Below are 22,282 nucleotides of genomic sequence, written 5' to 3'. Positions count from 1 at the left end.
AATTTACAGAATCTAGCACTTTTTACATTGTAATAAATCCTTAAAAAAACTATGGGTTTTCGTGTAGTATGAACTTTATTTACGAGTATTCAAGACCGCAGGGGTTGGTTTTTAAAGCGTATCTATTTTTTAAAGAGTCCCCAAAGCCCCAATGCAGGACCAATTCCTAGAATCATGAAAAGATAATGGGGTGGCATATATTCTTGAAGAACACCAATTAATTGAAGACTTACAATAGTGATGGAAAAGCCCACACAGTTAACAATGGTCAGTGCGGTACCTTTCACACTTGGCGGAGCACTCTGGGCCACTAAAGTGGAAAATAGAGGAGAATCAGTTATGACCACCATACCCCAAAACAATAAGAACGTTATAAAAGCAGGCAAAGGAGCATGTATTATTACTAGTGGCGATACCAAACAGCATATTCCCGAAAGCGATAGCGCAGTAGCAGCAGTACGCTTGGCTCCTTTGTGTTGAGAAATATACCCGCCCAATACACATGCCAATCCACCAATCGCGATAATCCAAAACGACCAAAAAGAGATTCGGAATAGGGTGATGCCGTGCCACTCGGTATAAAGGCCCAACAAAACAGGTACAAAGGCCCAAAAGGTATACAGTTCCCACATATGGCCGAAGTATCCGAAAGCTGCAGCCCTAAAATCCTTCTTTTTAAAAATGGAAAAACACGCGGTTAAATCCAAATGTTGACTGGGCTTGCGAAAAGGCCCATCAGGCACCAAAACGACCATAAGCAATCCTCCAAGGGCTGCCAGTGCCGATGTTGAATAAATTACATATTGCCAAGGGAAAAGTGCGGTGAGCCATTTTAAAAAGTGGGGCAGGGCCGTACCTACAACCAAGGCTCCTACCAAATATCCCAAGGATTTACCCAAACCTTTATCATAATAGTCCGAAGCGATTTTCATCCCTACAGGATAGATTCCTGCTAAGAAAAAGCCAGTGGAAAAGCGGGATAAGAGAATAGCCCATCCAGAGGTTTGCCAAACTAGGGCCATATTACAAAGCGCACCCATAAGGGCGCTCCATAAGAAAACCTTTGAAGGTGAAAAACGGTCGGTTAGCGTCAGCAGGGCAAACAGGAGAGTCCCTATAATAAACCCAAATTGAACTGATGCGGTGATATTCCCCAAGCTTTCATTTACCTGAAGCTCTGCAATAAGACTGGTCAGCACACCATTTCCAGCAAACCAAAGTGAAGTGCAAAAAAACTGTGCGATTACAATCGTGGGTAGAATATGCTTGGGTGGCTTCACTAAGTTAATTTCTTATAACTGTCGCCCAGAAAGCTCCAGCTTTACGAAAATAGAAGAATAATTAGAACAATTATCCCTTAATCACATAGCGTAAAAATGTGTCTACAGCTTCAGAACGACCCAAGGGTTCCAAAAAACAAGTGTAGACATTTACGAAAACCGCCAGATAAGTAGCCGGATGTTTCAGTTTTTGATATTTCCAGGCGGCTAAAAGGATTAGTAAAATAATCAATCCTTGGGTAAAATACACGGGCGGCATTATGGGAATGTTGGGCCAATTTTCAACCTGCGAAAAAACAAATACGTTTTGTATCCCTCGGCCCAAGGCAGGCATCATAATGATAAATACCGTAGTGATGAGCCACCAAGCATGGTCTTCCAGACTTTTCCGTTTGATAATACTCATGACTATGGCATAACCAAAAGCGATGATCATTACAATTTCAACAGCTGCTACTCCCATAAAGAACCATGGTTCAAAAGGGCCAAAAGCATCCCGGAGTTCTGCAGAACGGTCGGCATTCACAATATCCCTGTACAGCATGCTAAAAGCAGTGATGCACACTCCACCTGCCAAGAACATTCCAATGATTCCATTGGTGCGGTGTCTTTCCAATTTTCCGTGTGTGGCGTAATACGGCTGTAGGATTAAGTAGAGGTACCAGAAGGTTCCCGTCCAATAATGCACATGTACGGACCATGCATTGTCTGTAAAATCGCCCCAGTAATCCCTGAAAATCCCGAATTGCATCAACACCATGGGGATAAACATCCACAGATGGAGAGTTTTGTATTTATTCATTATTGTAAGTATGTGTTACGGGGAGCTTTTTCTAAAAGCGAGAGGGAATATGCTGATAACAAGATAGATAAAAGATTCTGGAAAGGAAAATGAAATGGACAAAGTACTAAATTGAAGAGGTCAAAACCTCTTTTTAAGCATCCCAAGTCTTCTCCAACTTCCCTAAGGCATCCAAAATGGCCAAAGGACTTCTGCTAAAAATGGAGGCGCCCACCGTAACTACACCAGCGGCTATGTTAATGGCCTTTTGCACGTTTTGCAGGTTTTTGTAAGTGCTGGTAATCTTCTCCGTAATGTTGGCTATTCGAGCCAGGGAATCCTCCACATCGGCCATTACTAAAGTGGCCGACATGGTGAAGAGGTCATCGGAATAAATCAGAATTCTTCTGTGAGACTCTCTTATTTTTCGATTTTGGGCTCTGGTCAGGGTGTCAAAATGTTTCATACGATAATCCCCTATGGACTGGGCCAGTGCCAAGAATCGATTGGCTAGTTCATTGATTTGTTTTGAGGTAAGTCTAGGCATTATTCGGTTTTTTTGAATTGGATGATGACAATATCAATTTCATTGGCGTAGCTGAAAAGCAAATGCTTGATTTCTTCAGCTTTTAGAGTCTCCAAGTTCTCGAACAGTTTTTGGTGGCCTTCCGAAACCTTTTGCAGCGTTTGGGAATAGATGAGAAGTTGGTTTTGCTTCTTTTCAATATTATTAAGTCTTTCGTAATATTCCTGCGTTGCTTGTCGCTTTTCGAAGAACGACAGAGCCTCGTTTTTGGTGATATCAAAGAAAAAGGCTCGGTTTCGTTCTTTTTCTACCTCAAGTTTGCCGTATAAATTAGAGGAAAGGTTAAAATCAAGATAGGCCAGTAACTCCTTTATGGGTTCATTCGCCTCGGTGACATAGGCCTTGATTTTGTTTTTACGTTTGGTATCCCCAAATGCTCGGATGAGGATTTGTGCCACTTGCGAATATGAGACAACCTGTTCCTTTTCAATTTTAATGGAACCAAAACTACCTTCCGTAAGGGCATTATCAAGTGCTTCCGTTTTATAGGTCACCAAATCGTTTTCGGAAAGGAGACTTAGACCTTCAAAGTAGCCATAGACTGCATGAAAAATCTTCAGGTTGATGCTATCGGCTTTTTTTTCTGAAGAGCAGTCACATCCATCCTCCTCAATTACAAAATCATTGGTTTTTTTAAAGACGCATCGGTCTTTACAACTTTGTGCAAAGCCGTAATGAATGTTCTCAAAGGTTTGAACACCTTCCAAAGCAGATAGTGAATAATCGGTGACATGCTGAAGATTAAAACAGCTCGTAGCAGTAATACAACAAACGGCAACTACGGTTATTCGAATAGAGCTTGTTTTCATGAGGTTGAATTGGGGTCGTTAGAGCTACAATGACGCAAGCTCGGATAAGTTACGATTTATCCGTTATTTTTTTCGAGAAAAAAAATCTGAGTTGATTTATCAATCGTGATGAAAAGGTCAGTATTTGGCTATGCTAACGACCGAACTGAGACATATCAAAATCAATAATGGAAAACAAAGAAATAAAACAACCCGTGCCACCTTTTACTTTGGAAACAGCCAAACAAAAAATCCAAATGGCCGAAGATGCCTGGAACAGCAAAGACCCAGTTAAAGTGTCCAAAGCTTACACGGTGGACAGCGAGTGGCGAAATCGCTCCCAATTTATCAATGGAAGACAAGCAATACAGGAATTTTTAGCGGATAAGTGGAAGCATGAACTCAATTACAAGTTGAAAAAGGAGTATTGGGCCCATGGTGATAATCGTATCGCAGTCCGCTTTGAATACGAATATCAAAATAGACAGGGTGATTGGTTCCGGGCCTACGGTAACGAGAATTGGGAGTTTGACGGCAAGGGCTTGATGAAAAAACGTTTTGCCAGTATCAATGATGTTCCGATTACGGAAGAGGAAAGACGTTTGTGAATTGCATAAAAAAAGCGAAATCTTAAGATTCCGCTTTCATCAAGAATAAACTAAACTACTCCCTTTAGGTGGGTTTCATCCATAAAAGGTGCTTCCATTTACTACGTTCTTTTAGCACCAATAAAATGTTTATTGCGAAAAGACCTCCGGTTTGTAATAGTTCGCCCATTTCATCTGATTCTAGAAATAGGTGGAACAGAAAAATATGGAGAGTAATAGGCAACAAGAAAAGTGCGCCTACAAATCCGGTTCCCTGCAAGACAAGTAAAAGTCCAAAGAGCAGTTCGCAAATGCCAAGTACTTGCCAGAAATAGCCTGTTTGTTTAGATCCGCTGATGTACAATATTTTTTGAAGGGTACTTTCTTTTTCCGGACTTTTGAACTTTTCTGCTGTCTCCACTACTTCAATAGGGGAAGGAATAGGTTTTTGAAATTTCTGGATACCTCCATAAATCATGAAGCCTCCCAAAAGCAGACGAAGAATGATAAATAGGATTTTCATTTTATTGGGATGTCAAATCAGTTTCACCTTCGTTGGGATTGTATACATAATTAAATGTATAAAACCGGAAATCGTTACCTGCTATATCCGGGGTAATTTCGCTTGGAGCATCCCTATAATAGCTTAGTATTTCTACCTTGGCGAATTTCCCATCATGGGTTCTAAAGACAAGGATTTTTCCAGGTAATGGAGAAACAATGTTCAATGGTTGATTGTAGTTGTACCACCCATTGTCACTACCCCCTGGAATTGCAAAGGCACCAGTGGCATCTTGTTCAAATGTCAGTCCTTCTGCCGAAGTAACGCTAGCAAAAGTACCATCCACAATGGCTGCACCTGCATTCCCATTTCGTACAGGTTCATCGTTGGTTCCGGTTTCGGTACCCCCATTTACAGCAATGCTCAAACCTCTAAAGGCAATGTCCCATTCGGTGTCACTGTCAGTAACAGCACCAGTAGCGAAGCTAAACTTGGTAAATGGCCCACTAATTTCCCCTTGTCCAAAACCTCCAACTTGGGGTGCTGGAATATTACTGGCCGTATTGCTTTGCACGGCAATAAACTGTGGTTCCTCATCATCATCACTGCAGGCCACAAAGGCCATAAGCATAAATAATAAACCAAATAGTTTTAAGGTAGTCTTCATAGTAATCTCTGTTTTAAAATTGAATATTTAATCTTCCAAAAAATTGTATGCCAGGATTCACCTGAATCTGGTTAAGGGCAGTAGAGAAAGGGTTTTCTCCTCTGAAATCGAGTATGTTATTTGCCCCTAATTGAACCTGGTAGTGTTTAAAGAAGGTTTTTCCAAAGGAAAGGTTGACCAGGGCAAAACCATCTACAAAAGAATCATCGAAATCATCGAGATATCCATTGCCATTGCGATCGGCAAGTCCAAACTTACTTCGATAGACCACACGAAGGTTGGCATTCGCATTCCATTCAGGAATTTCCAAGAAGGTTTTGAAATTTAGGGTATGCCGTGAACGGTTCTCAAGGCCAAAATATTCATCTCGACTAATTTCTACAGTCTGTAAAGTTTCAGGATCTCTAACAAAACCTCCGTTTTCCTCCAACTCGTCTTCCACATTTTTATCAAAGGCATAAAGCAGTTGATACCCAGCCGAAAAACTGAGGTTTTCCAATACTTCATACTTTAGGTCAACCTCTAGACCTTGAGTGTAGACACTTTCTCGATTTATGTATCCAAATACGTTGGCTCCATTTCGTTTAGTGGCCAATATCCTTGTATCTATTAAATCCGTGAAATCGTTACGATAGAAGTTTACGTCTCCCTTAAATTTTCCTTTGTTGTACCCAAATCCCAAGTTGTAACCAATGGAACTTTCTGCGTTCAATGGTTCACCTAAGTCTTCCAAGGGTACCGGTAATATTAGATTTCCGTTGGTATCTGTAATTATCTCATTATTTGCTATGAGTCTTTCCAGCCCCTGTAATTCTACTTCTTTTCCGAACACCGAGTAGTTTCCTCCCTGGGCATTGGTAAAGTCCAGATACAACTGTCTAAAATCTGGTGCTTTAAACCCACTACCTACAGAGCCCTTTATCGCAAAATTTGGTGCAATGGCATAGCGAGCTGATATTTTGGGGCTTAGTTGTGAGTTGTATTCGCTGTGATTGTCAAATCTTGCACCAACGATTACGTTCAATTTTTCAAAGGGTTTAAAATCATATTGGGCAAATACATATTGGGAGTCAAAAGAAACTTGTTCGCCAAAAAGGGAGCGGTCCAATGTTTCAAAATTGTATCCACCTCCTAATGTTAGAGTGTTGTCCACATCAAATGAATTATTGAAACGAACTTCTGGACGAAACAATTTTTGGTCAAAATCATTGTCGAGAAGAATTTCGTTCTCGATAGGGTCTACCGTTTGCTCATTGGTAACATAGTTGGTGTAGTATAGCTCGTATTCAAATTGGGACTTTTTCGAAAGTTTGTGGTCCAATCTTAGCTGCACATTTCCGTCACGTTCTTCACTGGTTCCAGAAGGAACTTCAAAATCTTGGAGAAAATAGCGTCCGGAAGCGAATACGCGAAGATTGTCTGAAAAATCGTAAAACAGCCTACCGTTGAAGGTATAGTTAAAAAAAGGATTGATAGTTTGTCCTTCATCGCCATTGACAAGGTCAAATCCGTCTGTACTCAACCGATCCACGAAAATGGAATATCCTAATTCTTTGTTGCGCTGGTTAATGCTTACCGTGGTGTTTTGGTTGTTGAAAGTAGCTGCCCGATGCGTTACTTGTCCACTCATTTTGGATGTGTTTGGCTTTTCGGTGATAATATTGATAACCCCACCCAAAGCTTCCGATCCAAATAGGGCGGAGGATGGACCTTTTACTACTTCAATTTGTTTGATATTGCCTATGGCAAATCGACTTAGGTCCAGATTTCCAGAACTTCTTCCCACAACAGGAACACCGTCGATTAAAACCAAAATATAATCTGAGGCTATACCCTGTATTTGTACACCTTCACCACCTCCTATAGTAGCATCGGGGGTTAAAACAATACCGGTCTGTTCTTCCAATATCTCATCCAAACGGGTGACACCAGAACGTGCTATTTGCTTTTTAGGAATTAGTGTCACGGGGAGGGGCAATGAGGATAATTGTCTTACTGTACGTGTTGCGGTAACCACCACTTCGTCCAGATTTTCTGTTAGAATTGAGTCATTCTTGGATTCCACTTGTGCCCATAACCCCAAGCTGCACATAAAGAAAAAAATAATCAGATAATTATTTTTATTTAGACTCATTCTTCTTTAGATTTGCGACAAATATATATTTTATTTTTAATCAATCTAAATAAGAATAAATAATTTTTTTAACTGATAAACCTGAGAGAAATGAAACGTGTATTCCTTTTTTCCATCCTTAGTTTGGCATTCGCTTTTGCAGTAAATGGCCAAGACAAAAAAAAGCAAGATCAAGAGACCATCAAGAAGATGTGTGGTTGTTATGAAGTCGGTTTCAACTTTGCAGAAACCTTCCAATACTCCAACGATTCTGCCTATGTTCCTTCTAAAGTAAAGCATGACAAGGGATTGGAATGGGTGCAGTTGGTTGAGGATGATTCCGACAAAATTGTTATGCAACACCTACTTATTGTTGGCAGACCAGACGCTCAAAAAGTAATCAAGCATTGGAGACAAGATTGGCTATTTGAGAATACGGAACTTTACACGTATCATGCGGATAACACTTGGAAGTATAATATGTTGCCCAAGGAAGATGTAAGGGGACAATGGACCCAAAAAGTTTTTCAGGTTGATGACAGCCCTCGTTATGAAGGAACCGCAAGTTGGGTGCATGTGGACGGACAAAGTTATTGGGAGAACACAACCGATGCTCCATTACCCAGAAGGGAATACACCAAGCGAAGTGATTATAATGTAACCTTGCGAAATAACAAGCATGCCATAACTTCAGAAGGTTGGATTCACGACCAGGATAACAAAAAAATCATTAGGAAAAATGGATTAAAGGATGTTGTGCTTGCAGAGGAAAAAGGGTTCAACACTTACACCAAAGTCCCAGATAGTCGTTGCAAGGCTGCACAGGACTGGTGGAAAGAAAATGAAAAGGATTGGGCTTTGGTGAGAGCCAAGTGGGACAAGGTGTTTGCTCAAAACCAAGATTTGAGACTAAACGCCAAGGTGAATGACAAACCTTTATACGCTCATTTGTTCGATAAAGACTTTGTGAAAACTGAAGAAAGTATCGCAAAAACTATTGATACATTTATCGCAAAGTAGCTCTAGAGCTAATGGATTTTGAAAAGGCCACCTAGCTAGGTGGCTTTTTTATTTAGTACCTTTTACTGTTTTTTGTTAAAATAGGTTATTTTGAAAGGTAGAAATTAAGTCTATGACCCGTGATTTTATAGAAATCAACGATTTTACCATTTTGGTGGAGGAGGCCAACTCGAGTGAGGTGACCATTGATTCATGTAGTTTTGATGAGCCTGTTATTGCGGTCGCGCTCTACGGTTCGGGAAACGTTCACCTTTCCATGCAGTACAATGGTAAGCAAGACGATTACGAAAACACAAAAGGATTGGCTCTTTCCTTTTATGCCGATGAGCATGTAGAATGCGTTCATACCGTGTCTGCCAATAAGCCCCTGCAATGTATCGTTATTGCAACTTCTCCGAGAAATCTGAAGAAACTGCCCAATAATGAGGGGGAATTGTTCACGGATTTATTGGAACAACTCGTGAAACCTTCTGACCATTACGTTGAGGGCCCTCGTTTTTTTATGACTCCGGAAATGCAAAACATTGTGAATGGCATTTTCAACAATCGTTACGAGGGGAAGGCCAAAATGATGTTCTTTCGAAGCCAGATTACAGCTCTGCTTTCCCATTTCTTTTGGCAACTTTCCATTTTGAAGGATGATGGTATAAAGAAAGGTGAACGTGAAAAGTTGTACGAAGCCAAAGAAATACTTTCCAATAATTTGGACACTCCTCCATCCCTGAACGAACTTTCTAGAATTATTGGATTGAACACCTTCAAGCTAAAGAAGGATTTTAAGGAGCTATTTGGTGTTCCCGTATTTAAGTACCTACAAAATGAACGCATGGACAAGGCCCATCATCTTATACGTTCCAATGAGGCTACGGTGCAAGAAGCGGCATGGCATGTGGGTTATGATAGCTTAAGTTCGTTTTCCAACGCATTTACTAAAAAATTTGGCTTTCGTCCCAGTGAGATTAGGCAATAGCATGAGGCTGTTTTTCCATGGTCTTGACCGCATAGATGGCAACTTTGCCTTTTTTCCCCTTTAGGGGAATATCTCCCATGGTCTGAAAATGGTATTCCGTGGAATTAAGTTCTTCTTTTAAGGACTCGGAAAGTAGCAGCTCACTGCCCAACTCATTGCATTTTCCCTGAATCCGTGCAGCTGTGTTTATGGTATCTCCATGGTAAGCAATTTCCTTTTTATACTTCCCAACCTCGGTAACGGTTACGATGCCGTTATGCACCCCTGCCTTAAAAAAAGGTACACAACCGTAATTATTCAAGTAGAATTGTTCCTTTTCCGCTATTAGTTTTTTGAAACTATAAAAAGCTTTTAGGCAGTTTTGGTCTTTGATGCCTTCATTGAATTCCCAAGTTAGAACTGCTTCGTCTCCAACATATTGATAGATTTGGGCTTTATCCGGAATTGCCGTGCCTAGATCATTAAAGCAGTCCTGAACCAGCATACTGTATTTTATGTGACCCAATCGTTCCGCCAATTCGGTAGAGGACTGTAAATCCAAAAACATGAATACCCGTTTTTCTTCATTTGGCGTGTAGAACTTGCCCAAGAACAATTTGTAAAGATTTCCCTCGCCCAACATCAGATTCACTTGCCGCAAAACGGATAGCATTAAATCCACAGAAAAAACATAAAAATAAATGGCTCCACTGCCCTTGTCCATAGCAAAAGAAAAGATGTCGAGAGATGTACCAAAATATAATTGATAGGCACCGTACGCAAATACAACTAAAGCCAAGGTGAATAGGATGGTAAACAGGAAACGAATTAATAATAGTTTTCTAATGGAGATTCGTTTGTAGATACGTTCTTCTGTAAGTATTTGGGCAGCTCCCGAAACCAAACCCATTAAAGGGCCAATGGTAAAGGCAATATATAGGCTGGAAACAAAATCAAACTTTAGCTTTCCAAGTTCTTCAGTTCCTATTCCTCGAACTATACTTAAAAAAACAAATGCTAGTGTCCAGCCTATGCAGTAAAACTGGATGATTCGCCATCTACGTCTCTTGTTATCCGAAAGACCCATAGAATCAAAGTTATCCTTTTCGAACAAATCTTCCTCCTTTTTGAACAAATGATTGGATTATGGTGATTCTAGATTTGTCCCATAATAATAAACGAACAGTCATGAAAACACTTAGAACAATATCAATTGGAACCTTGATTTGGATACTTGGAGTTAGCCTATATACTCTATCCTTTTATGTCCCAATTATGAAGAATGCGGAACTGCAGGCCAATTTGATCCTCTTTGTCATGGTGATGCCTCTAGTATGGATGGGGTGTCGATTGTATTATCGAGACAATAGGGAAGCCCATGGTTTACTTCTGGGTCTGGTCTTTTTTGGTATAAGCGCCGCTTTGGATGCATTGATTACAGTACCCATGCTTATTGTGCCAAATGGAGGGAGTTATCAAAGCTTTTTTATCGACTTGAACTTTTGGATGATAGGCTTGGAGTTCATTCTTGTTGCCCTTTTATACTGGTATTTCAAGGTAAATCTGAAAACTAAAAACATATAAACCATCAAAAACTATGAATTATGGAAATCACAGTAAACAGTCTCACACTATTGGTAACTATCCTACTTGTTGGATTGGTAGCCGGACTATGTTTCACATGGGGAAACGCAGTAACTCCTGGTATTGGTCAATTGGACGATCTAGGGTATCTGCAAGCTTTTCAAAAAATGAACCGAAGTATTGAAAACCCATTGTTCTTTGTGGTCTTCATAGGTTCTTTTCCCATAGGCCTTGCAGCCATCTTTATGAACAAAGGCATATCTCCTTTGAACTTTTGGCTGATTTTAATTGCCGTGGCCATCTACTTTTTTGGGGTGGTATTGGTGACCATTCTTGGTAATGTTCCCTTAAACCAAGTATTGGATAAAACCGATTTATTGGCTAGCAGTGTGGAAGAGCTACGCGCACTTCGGCAAAGATTTGAACAGCCTTGGAATCGATTTCATACCCTGAGGATTTTTGCATCGACAATATCATTTGCCATGCTAGTCTTGGCAGCTTTAAACAAATAAAATTTTAATAAAAACACATTTAAATCAAGTATTATGAGAAACGTTTTAGTATTAGGAGGAACTGGAAAAACAGGAAGACGAATTGCAGCAAGACTGCAGGAAAAAGGGCACAATGTCCGTATTGGCTCTAGAGGTGCAACACCTAAGTTTGATTGGGAGGATGAATCCACTTGGTCTTCTGCACTGGAAGGAATAGACAGTGTTTATATCACTTATCAACCAGACTTGGCGGTCCCGGGAGCCAGAGAAGCTATAGAAGGATTAACCAAAGCGGCCAAACAACAAGGAGTTAAAAAATTGGTTTTGCTTTCAGGAAAAGGTGAAAAGGAAGCTGAACTTTGTGAGGAGATAGTTATGCAAAGCGGATTGGATTTCACTATTGTTAGGGCAAGTTGGTTCAGTCAGAATTTTAGTGAAAGCTTCTTTTTGGAGCCTATACAAAGTGGATTTGTCGCACTTCCATTGGCAGATACCAATGTGCCTTATGTGGATGCGGATGATATTGCGGATGTAGCTGTCGAAGCTTTGTTAAAAGAAAAACACAATGGAAACATTTATGAGTTGACCGGCTCTCAATTCTTCACTTTCCGTGAGGTGATGAATGAAATAACGAAAGCTACAGGAAGAGAAATAGCTTTTACTGAAGTTAGCGTAGAGGCCTATACTCAGATGCTAAAAGAACAAGGCGTTCCTGCAGGGTACGTTTGGCTGATTGGATACTTGTTCACAGAAGTATTGGACAATGAGGCCAATCAAGTAATGACCAATGATCTGGAAAAGGTTTTGGGAAGAAAGCCCAAACTATTCTTGGATTTTGTGCAAGAAACGGCCACCACAGGAATTTGGAACCAAAAAGTGGAAGTTTAAAACATTGAACCAATTATTCTTAAACCATCCTTCGGGATGGTTTTTTCATATTTTGAATTACTAATCAACGGCCAAACAGACATTTTCTCACAATTTCTGTTCTGGCTTCGTCCTCTGTTAATTTTAAACCCTTGTCCAAACAATTGTAATCACAGGCATGATGCGATACTTTAACTACACGATTGAAATCAAATTTTTGGAAAAAAGTATCTTTCCTATTCTGTCTAAAACGTATACCCTAACTTTAAATGCATATTGATAAACCCTTCCCCATCGTTCACACGATTCCTATCTACATCATTTAGCAAATGATATATTTTGTAGCCAATACCCAGCTCGTAGGTGAAATTATTTGCTACAGTACGCTTGAAGCCCCATCTAGGACAAATAGCCAACTGTTTGGCAAATTGGGTGCCTTCCGGTGCCCCGGTTAGTAAAAAAAGGTCAGGATAGTACTTCGTTTCAAAGGAGATAAAACTGGCACTGTTTTTAGTAGTGGGTTTATTTTCCTTAGAACGACGTTGGAGACTATAATACCAGCGTGGTTCCAAAGCTATGGTTGGTGCAAAGAAAGGCCCGCCAACCGAGTTTTCAGGGTTAGCTGCAAAGACATCATTTCTAAAAAAACCAACCATGTCAAGACCTAATTCAGAGCGTAAGACTATACTTTCCACTAATCGTGCCTCGTGATGTACCCAAAGACCTATGAGCCCAACTTGTACTCCAAAAAAAGATTTTTCAGATGGCTTGGAATAAATCTCTTCATCTTGTGACCATATTGAAAGAGAATAAGTCAACAATAGAAGAGAAAGAATGTTATTTAAGCTTTGCTTTTTAAGCACATCTATGGATATAGTACAAAATACTCAAATTTTAGAATTTGTAAGCGAAACTATAGAACTAAAGTCTTCCATGTACAATCCACTCTTACCTTATGATTTTCAGTTTCTACCCAAAATTGGTTTTGAAATCTGACAGCAATGGATTTGATGTCATACTTACATCTTTCGTTTTTGACCCTTGTAGATGGTCAGGTAGTATGCTACGCTATGTATTTGTTTATGATTTTATCAAACTATTTCCGTAAGATAATTGTAAAGGATTCCAGCTACTATGGCAAGTCCAAAACTGAGCAAAGTTCCAATAAGCACATACTCCGTAAGTTTTCTGTTCTTACCCTTATTGAGGTCTCCAAAACGGAATACGGATTTTGCAGTAATCAAAAGCCCAATGGATGCCCATTGTCCAATAAGTATGAAACCAAAGACAAAAAGTCGTTCCAGCATTCCTATGTACCTTCCGGCATTCTTGAGAGAGCCTCCTTCTTCGGCATCGTCTTTCATTACCTCTACGATATAAGGGGCCAATAGCATTCGCATCAAGATTCCGGACACAAAGGTGACGAATACCAAGAAGGTAATAAACAACAAAGCTTCTGTGCCTAGAATACTGCTCCAATCCACTTGGAAAGGTTCTTGCCAATATACCATGAGCAGAATGACTCCTAAGTGTAGAATTTGGTCGACCATAAAGAGCCAGCGATTGTTTTTAGGGTTGGTCAAAACCAGTTTCCCAAGATCAATTAAAAAATGGGTCACAATAATAATTGCTATTATTCCCAAATGGCTAAACTGCAAAATGAGCAGTAGTGCTGCCAGATGTATAGCCATGTGCCAATAAAGGTATTTGGATTTCCACTTTTTCTTCAATTTATCCTCTACCCAATGACCAGGTTGTAGAACAAAATCTCCTATAAAGTGGGCCAGAATCAATTTTATGGTAAGTAGTGTCATAGATTATCGAGTTGGGTTATATAGAACTGCATCATTTTGCGTAGAACATCAAAACCGCCACGGTTCAGCTCTTCGCTAATGTTTCCCTGTGACTTATTAAGGATTGAGGCGAGTTCTCTTTGGTTTTTATTTGGGTTCTCAATTGCGTTCTTAATGGTTTGCGAAATAGCAGGTGTCCATTCATCCATGTTGAGCAAAGCCAGTTCCAGTAGCAAATTGATATGGTCATCAAAAGCATGGTGTTCTGACTTTATGGCCAAGTTCTGCTTTTTTAGCCCTTCAAAGCATTTTCCCGAATTTACAAAAGCGCTCCCATTGGATTCCGTTATTTTTTCTGCTTCATAGGTTTTGTCTCCCAATCCAATGGCGATGCGCACATCAATATTTCTAAATTGTTTGATACACGCCTTGATGTATATGGATGCTTCCAGCGCTTTTTTTGGGGTTGTTTCCAGTTGAAAGCTATCACCTCTATAAATTTCCCAGTCTTTGGGTTCATTACCATAGTGGTCAAGGGCTTTCTTTAATGTGGGCAACCATTTTTTAACTTCATGTTCAGTGGAATTTTTAATGTCCCCGGTTAGAATAGCGGTCATGTTCAGTTGTCTTTATTTGAAAAATATCTGCTATCCAACGGATAACTCAGAATATCTGTAAAATAACAGATAATCAAAAATATCTGTAAAATAGCAGATAACCAAGAATATCTGTAAAATAGCAGATAAATTAGTCACTAAACGCACATTTTTCTTCAATTTGATAGTTTTGGACCGAATTCAGGTACTAATTCACCCTCTATCCAAACTAGTTTTCGAGTTTCCGTAGTGGTCTGTACCCATTCCGATTCTTCATCCAAAACTTCGCGTTTCTCTTTATTGAAAAGAATGATTCCTGGAATACCATTTTCATCCTTGGGAAAAATCAACTTTTCAAATTGATGGAACGCATCAGCATCAGAGATTTGGGAAAACTGTCCTACTTTATATAACTCATTACCCTGGGCAAAGAAGTAAATACCGCCTCCTTCGGTACCACATGCCTCTGAATGATAATCAACGTATAAAATATCGTCCAAGTCATAAATCCCCCGGTTGCCTATAGTTTGAATGCTCAAATTTGTATGTGCCAAAGGAATTTTTTGCTCGGAATATTTTCCCTTAACAATATGTCGGATGTTTAAATAAGAACGTTCCTCTTCTTTTGAAAATGCAAAGTAGTAATCGTTCCCGGCTATGGTCTTTTTTTTCACAGCCAACAATCCGCCAAGGATATATCCTTCAGTGGTATCATATTTTACTTTGTAAAATGGTGAGTCATACCCTCTATAAGGCCAAGAAAACTTGGTTTTTTCAACAATTTTAATCCATTCCCCAATTTTAAGGAGTTTTAGAACCTCAGATTCAATTTTAGGAGAACTACGAAGTTTTACATTGTTTCCAAACACAAAAACGTGTTCCCCGACTTCGAAATCATGATTTATTTTGGTGCTATTTAGGTTGTCTTGCCCAAAGGAAAAGTAACAGGCGAAAAGAACTATAAGCGCGATAATATAAAAATTTGCTTTCATCGTTATGGATTTTAAAGATTAGACGAAAGTCTTTAGGGCGGTTAAAATATGTACGTGGAAAATATCAAAATAGTTTTCCAATACTCATTTGGAAAACTCTTCAGGATTTAACGTAAACCCAAAATTGAAATCGCAAGTTTAATTTTCTAGTAATGTTTCGCTAACCCAAAGGGCACTTGCCATGCATAGTTTTAGGGAAACCTGAGAACACAAGACAATGCAAAGAAAAACTGAAACAAGAAGAGCCTTTTTAGCCAAGTCCATAATGGCTTCTGGAGGCGTTATTTTAGCATCGCAACTGACGGCCTGTGAAAAGTTGGATGACTTTTTTGGAGACGATGAACCCAATGATGGCGTACCACGCTTTTTACATGGGGTAGGTAGTTTTGACCCCATTGCTACTGCGGTTATTATTTGGACTCGTTTTACCCCTACCGTGGATGAGGTTGGTAGCTTCATTCAAATCAATTGGCAAGTTGCCACCGATAAGGACTTTACACATGTGGTCAAAGAAGGTCTTCAATATGCGTCCGCTACCAATGACTTTACCATTGTTCAAGATGTAACAGGTCTTGAACCCGATGGGAAATATTATTATCGTTTTGCACAGCCTGAACTAAATCAGACATCCATTGTGGGCGAAACTATTACATTGCCTACGGCTGGTGCTCCTTTAGATAGTTTGAAATTGGCTTTTTGCTCTTGTAGCAACTTTCCAACAGGTCTTTTTAATGTGTATGATGCCATCGCCAATAGCGATGCGGACGTTGTGCTACATTTAGGAGATTATATTTACGAATATGAAGTTGGAGGGTATGGTACCAATGAAAATACCACAGCTCTGGGACGTGAACATGATCCTACCACCGAGATTTTGTCATTAGAGGACTATCGCTTGCGTTATCGTCAATACAGAACGGACGAAGGCCTACAGTTAGCTCATCAAAAGAAACCCTTCATTGTGGTATGGGACGACCACGAAATAACGAATGATGCCTACGAAGATGGTGCTGAAAATCATGATGATTCCGAAGGGGATTATCAAGCTCGTTTGCAACGTGCCATTCAAGTACACAGTGAGTATTTACCTGTACGAACCGATACGCAAGGAGTCATTTACAGAAATTTTGAGTTTGGAAATTTGGTGAACTTGGTCATGTTGGATACCCGAATTGTGGGTAGGGACCGCCAGTTGGGCTTTACGGACTTCTTCAACCCAGATGGAAGTTTTGATTTTGACGGTTTTGGGGCGGCTTTGTTCGATCCTTCTCGAGAATTGATGGGCGAGGCACAGTTGGCTTGGACAGCTGGAGCCGTGGGAGGTAGTAATGCAAAATGGCAAGTTCTGGGGCAACAAGTTTTAATGGGTACCATGACGGTTCCAGCAGAATTGCTGATTTTGATTGGGCAGGTTGCTGCCGGGGATACATCTCCAGAAACCTTAGGGGCTTTGCAACAAAGCATATTGGAACTTTCTACCTTAAAAGGCAGGGCCCTAGCGGGAGACCCGACACTTACTGAAGCCGAATTGGCAAGATTGGCGGCTCAAGTCCCCTATAACTTGGATGCATGGGATGGTTACGCTGTGGAAAGAGAGCGGCTGTATTCCATCTTGAAAGGAAAAAATACAGTTGTTTTTGCTGGTGATACACATAATGCATGGCACAACATTCTAAATGATGCCAATGGAGATAAAATAGGAGAGGAGTTTGCCTGTGCGTCTGTTACTTCACCCGGTTTTGAAGGTATCTTTGGAAGTGACCCCGCGACAATCCAGGGTATAGAACAAGCTTTTACTCTCTTAATTGATGGGTTGCAATATTTTGATGCTGCTCAGAGAGGTTATGTGCTGACTGAATTTACGCCTGCTTCTGCTACGGCTTCCTACCGTTTTATTGATACTATTGCCACGGCTTCGTATACTGAAGTTGAGGGTAATACAACCACATTTGCGGTATAGTCTTAAACGAAAAAAGCCACGCCCATGGCCGGCGTGGCTTTCAAAATCAACAAAAAACACTATCCCCTTCTACCTTCTCTCTGCATTACTTTTTTGCCGTTCATAGCTCTTTTAAGGTTAAGTTCCTTCCATGTGTGGTACTGTTCCTTATTCAATATTTCTTTCATCTTTTGCTGATGCGCAATTTTGCGGTCCAAACGAGCACTTGCTATTTCAAATCGCTCATCTGCAGTGGGTTTTTTCCATTCCCCGCTTTCTTTTTTAGCCCTAAATTCTTCATGCCTAGTTTTTTTGAATGCCGCTTCTTCCAAACTGATTTCCATGATTTTGGCTTGTTGGGATTCGGTCAAATCCAAAGCCAACGTCAATTTCTTGGTGTGTAAAGTGGCCAATTGCTCTACGGAAAGCTCTTGCAAGGCTCCTTTGTTTCTTTTTTGGCCATCTGGTCTTTGTGAAAATGCGCTGATGCTGGTAAGTATCATCAGCAGTACTACTAACTGTTTCATATGTTTAAACTTTAATGATTCAGTTCTTAGACAGACACACAGAACCAAGGTTTAACCGAAGTGTTCGGTTTGTGAAGTTTTTAACAAGTGAACGTAAGTACGGAGTACTACCGAGCTTCTTCAGGTGAGCTCTGGGGATTCTCTATTAATTCGCTTGAATCCTCAAAATGGGTTTCAGCCATCTCAGTAGATTGCATCTGATTGGTAAATTCTTGGTGTTGTTCCACTAAATAGTAGGCGGTTGCAGCAACTACGAAAGAGAAAAAGTAGAGAAGGCTTTTAGTTTTGTAGGTCATGATTTTAGGATTTGGGGTTACTAAAGTAGTCAAACCGATGGCCTTATACCATCATTTGTTGCCAACTTAAGCATTTTAGATGTGAAACCGACAAAAAGCATCATTAAATCGATGAAATGCATGGTTTGCATAAAAAAGACCCTATATAGGGCCTTTTTTTGCTTTTTCCCTGTATTAACTAGGGTCAAGAATCCTATCGATGCGTTCCATCACATCCTGTAAATGATATCGACTCATTCGGTCTGAAGTACGACCCAAACCATTTCGAATGTCGCGTTTTAGACTGTTCAGTTCGGCACGAGCTGCAGAACGAATATCAGATTGACTGGTGTTTACCACGGTTGACTTTCTATAGCCATTAAAACTTGGAAGTTTTCTTTGGTTCTCAGCGGTCATCAAATACTCCAATCGGTCAACATGTGCTTTCTGAAGATTTCTTCTGTAAGTGTCAATCGCCTTCCCACTTCGGGTTTCGGACCAAATACCTTTTCTTAGGTCGGACATCATTTCTAATAGGCCATAGGCATCCGAACCATTTATGGTTTCATTTTCGATGATTCGCGCCATTTTTCCTAAGTGTAGGATATTGTTCAAATACCTTACCTGTGTAGAACGAATTCGTTCAACCGAACCAGAATACTGGGTTTTATTGATAATATTCTGGTCTATTAACCATTCCGGAGTTTCAAAAAGTTGTTTTTGCATGAAATCCATACACTTTTTCTGATGCTCTCGGTCAACATAGGTGTAAACCGCACCATCCTGATCTGCCGTTTTATAGTATTCGTAAACACCGCCAATATTATTGGAAACATGACCCATATACCTTCTATATTGTGCAATTACCTGTCCATATAAGGTTCCTAGGTTATCATAGGTTTCTCCGTCCTCAGTGGTCCATTCCATTAGACGAGGTACGATGCGCTTAAGGTTTTCGATACCATATAAACTTGCCTTCACTGCATCGTCACCTATGTCTTCGGTCTGTGAGCTTGGATCATGAACATCGCCTACCTGCTGATGGCCAAATCGATACATAGGATCATTTTCGTGGGCTCTTATCCAACTGTTCAGAATGGGTTTTTCATCTTCAGCACTTTTATCCAAAATCGGTTTGTATCCCCATCGGATCGAATGTTTGTCATAGACACCAATATCCGGCATCATGGCAACACCTTCGTCGCCAGGTTGTGCTACGTAGTTGAATCGAGCATAGTCCATAATAGAAGGAGCAGTACCATATTTTTGGGTAAAACTTGCAGAGCGCAAAGAATCTACGGGATAGGCTACGCTACTACCCATGTTGTGTGGGAGCCCCAAAGTATGACCTACCTCGTGGGCAGAAACAAAGCGAATCAACCTTCCCATGATTTCATCTTTGAACTCAACTCCACGTGCATCTGGATTAATGGCTGCGGTTTGAACAAAGAACCAATTGCGCAATAGGGTCATTACATTATGGTACCAGTTAATATCGGACTCCAAAATCTCACCACTTCTAGGGTCACTCACATGCGGGCCATTTGCATTTGGAATAGGAGAAGCCAAATAACGTACCACGGAGTACCTAACATCTTCAGGTGACCATTCTGGGTCTTCTTCTTTAGAAGGAGGATCTTTGGCAATAATGGCATTTTTGAACCCAGCTTCTTCAAACGCAACTTGCCAATCTTCTATTCCCTGCTTTATATAGGGTATCCATCTCTTTGGAGTAGCACGGTCTACATAATATACGATAGGCTTTTTGGGTTCGACCAGTTCGCCTGCTTTATATTTTTCAATATCCTCATCTTTTACTTCCAGACGCCATCTGTCCAAATATCTGACGGTTTTGCTTTCTTGTGCATCTAGGCCATAATCCACTTGACCTCGGGCAAACCAACCCACTCTCTCGTCAAAATACCTGCGTTTCATGGGTTCTTTGGGTAAAAGAATCATGGAGTTGTTGATTTCAACTGAAATCGAACCCAAGCTTTGGTTGCTTGGAGGTTCTTTCGCAAAATAAGTTTTTACATGCCTTGCCTCAATATTTAGGGGGTAGCTCTTTACCGATTCAATAAAGCTCCTGTCAGAATCCAATCGACTCACTTTGTAACGTTTTCTATAAAACTCTGGCATACCGATGGCGTTCACATCTTTAGTGAACATTGGATCAACTTCAATTACTGTTGCCGGATTCAGTGAATCTTTTTTATTGAATGCTTTAATATCGAAAGCAAAAAGAACCGGTTCGAAATTTGAATTTACAACCGCTTCGTGAACGGGAAGGGAATCTGCAGCCACATTACCGTAGGAAACCACCCGAAGTAAAACTTTTTTGGGTTTTTTCTCCCAGCGCAATACTTGGGTGTTGATTTTCCCGCCTCCAAAACCAATTCCCGTGGCAGTTTTGGAGATACGACTCACCATAAGCATTTCTCTATTGAACAAAGAATCGGGAATTTCGTAGAAGTGTTTGTCATCAACCTGGTGCACCTGGAAGAGACCTTCATCTGTTTTTGCCTCTTTGGTAATTACCTTCTCGTAGGGCTTAATTTCTCCTTTTTTAGGTTTTGGAGCACTCTTTTGTTCCGTTTTTTTCTTCTTCTTTTTAAAAAGCTGGGCGTTTGTAGATGGAACTATTGCCAACATAAAAAGCACTAAAAAGAGTTTTGGAAGTAATCTTTGAATCATTTTAGGATAGTTTGATGTTTTTAAGCGGCCCTAAGAACTTAAAAATCATGAAAACAGACTGTTAAATAATTATTAACTCTATTTTTTTTTAAAAATGTTTCAATCTTCGGGAGTGATTTATTTTACTAGTGGTTTCCGTTGAAACGCCCACTATAGTGGCGTTTAAAGACTATGGGTTTTCTATAAAAAAATGAAAAAGACTGTAACATTTCAAAATTAGTGTAGTCTTATAAGCATACATCATCAATCAAAAAATTCAATCAAAAATGAGCAAGTTATTATTAATTTACGGTTGTGCACTTTTAGGAAGTTCGGCCGTAGCTGATGAACAACAAAGTACGGTAAGTACAACTGCCGACCAGCAAGAAATTACCACAAGTACGTTTGAGAACAATTTTACAGCATTGAACATCGATGCTGAGGTAGAAGGTTTGGATTCCACATACTATTGGACCAATGAAAATTCCTTTGAACTGAATCTTAATGAAATAGAGTATCTAGAGGATGAAAATGAGCTGGAGCTTGGTTTCGACACCGCCGACTATCTTCCGGAAGGGTTTGACCCGTATGAAACCTATTTTGATTTGAATTCCATTATATATGTTGAAAGTGAAGTCGAATTTGATTTAGGCTTTGATGTCGAGGACTATTTGCCTGGAAATTTTGACCCCTACAACGAAGTATTGGATGTTCATTCCATCAACTATATGGAGGACGAAGATTTGGACCTAGATTTTGACACTCAGGATTATCTGCCAAACGGTTTTTCACCTTACAAGGCTTACCTCAATTTGGACAATGTTCCTTTCATTGAAGAAGACACTGAGGTAGAGTTGGGATTGGGTTTGGATAGCGAGTATGAGTTGCCAGTAGGATTCAATCCATACACGGATACAATCGGAATAGCTTCCGTAAACTATATAGAATTGGAAGATGAGGATTTGGGTTTTGAAACCAAGCCATATCTACCTGAAGGATTTGATCCCTACTCTAGGGTCAAATAAGTAGGATGTTTGATTCATTTTACAAATTTTTGAGTTGTTAGTCAAGAAAAGCCCTCGGAAGAGGGCTTTTTGATTGGAGTTCGTTCAAGTGGCTTTCCTTAACAAAAGAATAACATAAAAATCGACGAAGTGCAAACTGCAATAAGAGCTTCATTTCTTTAACAAAGTATCAGTTTTAAGCTTCTTGGAATACGACTTTTTCAATGTCAGAATCAAAGTGTTAAAGAAGTGATTTTCCCTTGCTATT

General features: G+C 40.1%; 23 protein-coding genes. 8 read left to right on the top strand and 15 right to left on the bottom strand.

Features of this window, described 5'->3' with window-relative positions:
- Window positions 1-122: 122 nt before the first annotated feature.
- The 4 genes from CLV81_RS00195 to CLV81_RS00180 all read right to left on the bottom strand — a co-directional run bounded on the left by CLV81_RS00195 (window position 123) and on the right by CLV81_RS00180 (window position 3,456).
- On the bottom strand, window positions 123-1,280 hold the full coding sequence (locus tag CLV81_RS00195; RefSeq protein ID WP_106143072.1) for an MFS transporter: 1,158 nt from the start codon (window positions 1,278-1,280) through the stop codon (window positions 123-125).
- A 70-nt stretch (window positions 1,281-1,350) separates the two neighbouring features.
- The gene (locus CLV81_RS00190) at window positions 1,351-2,082 is read right to left on the bottom strand and encodes a hypothetical protein (RefSeq protein ID WP_106143071.1); all 732 of its coding nucleotides are present in this window, start codon (window positions 2,080-2,082) and stop codon (window positions 1,351-1,353) included.
- Window positions 2,083-2,215: 133 nt separating this feature from the next.
- Window positions 2,216-2,608, bottom strand: a complete 393-nt coding sequence (locus tag CLV81_RS00185) for a hypothetical protein (protein ID WP_106143070.1) — start codon at window positions 2,606-2,608, stop codon at window positions 2,216-2,218.
- Window positions 2,608-3,456, bottom strand: coding sequence for a hypothetical protein (locus CLV81_RS00180; protein ID WP_106143069.1), 849 nt, complete (start codon window positions 3,454-3,456; stop codon window positions 2,608-2,610). The genes CLV81_RS00185 and CLV81_RS00180 overlap by 1 nt, the downstream gene beginning before the upstream one ends.
- A gap of 167 nt (window positions 3,457-3,623) precedes the next feature.
- On the opposite strand from CLV81_RS00180, the gene CLV81_RS00175 reads away from it, so the two are divergent.
- Window positions 3,624-4,043 carry a nuclear transport factor 2 family protein gene (locus CLV81_RS00175; RefSeq protein ID WP_106143068.1) on the top strand — a complete coding sequence of 140 codons (420 nt, stop codon included), beginning with the start codon at window positions 3,624-3,626 and terminating at the stop codon, window positions 4,041-4,043.
- A 64-nt stretch (window positions 4,044-4,107) separates the two neighbouring features.
- Here CLV81_RS00175 and CLV81_RS00170 read toward each other — a convergent pair whose 3' ends face one another.
- The 3 genes from CLV81_RS00170 to CLV81_RS00160 are packed head-to-tail and all read right to left on the bottom strand — an operon-like array spanning window position 4,108 to window position 7,325.
- The gene (locus CLV81_RS00170; RefSeq protein WP_106143067.1) at window positions 4,108-4,545 is read right to left on the bottom strand and encodes a DoxX family membrane protein; all 438 of its coding nucleotides are present in this window, start codon (window positions 4,543-4,545) and stop codon (window positions 4,108-4,110) included.
- A gap of 1 nt (window position 4,546) precedes the next feature.
- A complete protein-coding gene (locus CLV81_RS00165) occupies window positions 4,547-5,191 on the bottom strand; it encodes an HmuY family protein (protein WP_106143066.1) in 645 nt (214 codons plus the stop codon).
- Window positions 5,192-5,204: 13 nt separating this feature from the next.
- Complete coding sequence (locus tag CLV81_RS00160; RefSeq protein WP_106143065.1) at window positions 5,205-7,325, bottom strand: TonB-dependent receptor plug domain-containing protein; 2,121 nt, start codon at window positions 7,323-7,325, stop codon at window positions 5,205-5,207.
- Between the two features lie 90 nt (window positions 7,326-7,415).
- Between CLV81_RS00160 and CLV81_RS00155 the strand changes: the two genes are divergently transcribed.
- Window positions 7,416-8,324 (top strand): DUF6607 family protein, encoded by a 909-nt coding sequence (locus CLV81_RS00155; protein ID WP_106143064.1) that lies wholly within the window; start codon window positions 7,416-7,418, stop codon window positions 8,322-8,324.
- Window positions 8,325-8,436: 112 nt separating this feature from the next.
- A complete protein-coding gene (locus CLV81_RS00150; protein ID WP_106143063.1) occupies window positions 8,437-9,294 on the top strand; it encodes a helix-turn-helix domain-containing protein in 858 nt (285 codons plus the stop codon).
- Here CLV81_RS00150 and CLV81_RS00145 read toward each other — a convergent pair.
- Window positions 9,284-10,408, bottom strand: coding sequence for an adenylate/guanylate cyclase domain-containing protein (locus tag CLV81_RS00145; protein WP_106143062.1), 1,125 nt, complete (start codon window positions 10,406-10,408; stop codon window positions 9,284-9,286). The two genes, CLV81_RS00150 and CLV81_RS00145, sit on opposite strands and share 11 nt — an antisense overlap.
- A gap of 53 nt (window positions 10,409-10,461) precedes the next feature.
- Here CLV81_RS00145 and CLV81_RS00140 point away from each other — a divergent pair, with 53 nt between their 5' ends.
- Genes CLV81_RS00140 through CLV81_RS00130 form a run of 3 tightly spaced genes read left to right on the top strand, consistent with a single transcriptional unit; the run spans window position 10,462 to window position 12,236 of the window.
- Window positions 10,462-10,857, top strand: a complete 396-nt coding sequence (locus CLV81_RS00140; protein ID WP_106144830.1) for a DUF5367 family protein — start codon at window positions 10,462-10,464, stop codon at window positions 10,855-10,857.
- 20 nt (window positions 10,858-10,877) lie between these two features.
- Complete coding sequence (locus CLV81_RS00135) at window positions 10,878-11,369, top strand: anthrone oxygenase family protein (RefSeq protein WP_106143061.1); 492 nt, start codon at window positions 10,878-10,880, stop codon at window positions 11,367-11,369.
- Between the two features lie 33 nt (window positions 11,370-11,402).
- Window positions 11,403-12,236 carry an NmrA family NAD(P)-binding protein gene (locus CLV81_RS00130; protein WP_211297974.1) on the top strand — a complete coding sequence of 278 codons (834 nt, stop codon included), beginning with the start codon at window positions 11,403-11,405 and terminating at the stop codon, window positions 12,234-12,236.
- A gap of 224 nt (window positions 12,237-12,460) precedes the next feature.
- On the opposite strand, the gene CLV81_RS00125 is transcribed toward CLV81_RS00130, so the two are convergent.
- The 4 genes from CLV81_RS00125 to CLV81_RS00110 form a co-directional block, all read right to left on the bottom strand.
- The gene (locus CLV81_RS00125) at window positions 12,461-13,078 is read right to left on the bottom strand and encodes a hypothetical protein (RefSeq protein WP_106143059.1); all 618 of its coding nucleotides are present in this window, start codon (window positions 13,076-13,078) and stop codon (window positions 12,461-12,463) included.
- 228 nt (window positions 13,079-13,306) lie between these two features.
- A complete protein-coding gene (locus tag CLV81_RS00120) occupies window positions 13,307-14,029 on the bottom strand; it encodes a DUF3307 domain-containing protein (protein ID WP_106143058.1) in 723 nt (240 codons plus the stop codon).
- The gene (locus tag CLV81_RS00115; RefSeq protein WP_106143057.1) at window positions 14,026-14,625 is read right to left on the bottom strand and encodes a transcriptional regulator; all 600 of its coding nucleotides are present in this window, start codon (window positions 14,623-14,625) and stop codon (window positions 14,026-14,028) included. The genes CLV81_RS00120 and CLV81_RS00115 overlap by 4 nt, the downstream gene beginning before the upstream one ends.
- Before the next feature lie 155 nt (window positions 14,626-14,780).
- Window positions 14,781-15,596: an SH3 domain-containing protein gene (locus CLV81_RS00110; protein WP_106143056.1), complete on the bottom strand. Its 816-nt coding sequence runs from the start codon at window positions 15,594-15,596 to the stop codon at window positions 14,781-14,783.
- Window positions 15,597-15,813: 217 nt separating this feature from the next.
- On the opposite strand from CLV81_RS00110, the gene CLV81_RS00105 reads away from it, so the two are divergent.
- Complete coding sequence (locus CLV81_RS00105) at window positions 15,814-17,556, top strand: alkaline phosphatase D family protein (RefSeq protein WP_106143055.1); 1,743 nt, start codon at window positions 15,814-15,816, stop codon at window positions 17,554-17,556.
- A gap of 59 nt (window positions 17,557-17,615) precedes the next feature.
- Here CLV81_RS00105 and CLV81_RS00100 read toward each other — a convergent pair whose 3' ends face one another.
- The 3 genes from CLV81_RS00100 to CLV81_RS00090 form a co-directional block, all read right to left on the bottom strand.
- On the bottom strand, window positions 17,616-18,062 hold the full coding sequence (locus CLV81_RS00100) for a hypothetical protein (RefSeq protein WP_146129792.1): 447 nt from the start codon (window positions 18,060-18,062) through the stop codon (window positions 17,616-17,618).
- A gap of 107 nt (window positions 18,063-18,169) precedes the next feature.
- A complete protein-coding gene (locus CLV81_RS00095) occupies window positions 18,170-18,358 on the bottom strand; it encodes a hypothetical protein (RefSeq protein WP_106143053.1) in 189 nt (62 codons plus the stop codon).
- Between the two features lie 174 nt (window positions 18,359-18,532).
- Complete coding sequence (locus CLV81_RS00090) at window positions 18,533-21,031, bottom strand: zinc-dependent metalloprotease (RefSeq protein ID WP_106143052.1); 2,499 nt, start codon at window positions 21,029-21,031, stop codon at window positions 18,533-18,535.
- A 266-nt stretch (window positions 21,032-21,297) separates the two neighbouring features.
- On the opposite strand from CLV81_RS00090, the gene CLV81_RS00085 reads away from it, so the two are divergent.
- A complete protein-coding gene (locus CLV81_RS00085; protein ID WP_106143051.1) occupies window positions 21,298-22,035 on the top strand; it encodes a hypothetical protein in 738 nt (245 codons plus the stop codon).
- The last annotated feature ends 247 nt before the right edge of the window (window positions 22,036-22,282 follow it).

It is taken from the genome of Flagellimonas meridianipacifica (genome assembly GCF_003001695.1).
In the GTDB taxonomy this organism is placed as follows: domain Bacteria; phylum Bacteroidota; class Bacteroidia; order Flavobacteriales; family Flavobacteriaceae; genus Flagellimonas; species Flagellimonas meridianipacifica.
Note: the sequence above shows the minus strand (reverse complement) of the source record. Positions and strands in the feature narration are given on the sequence as shown.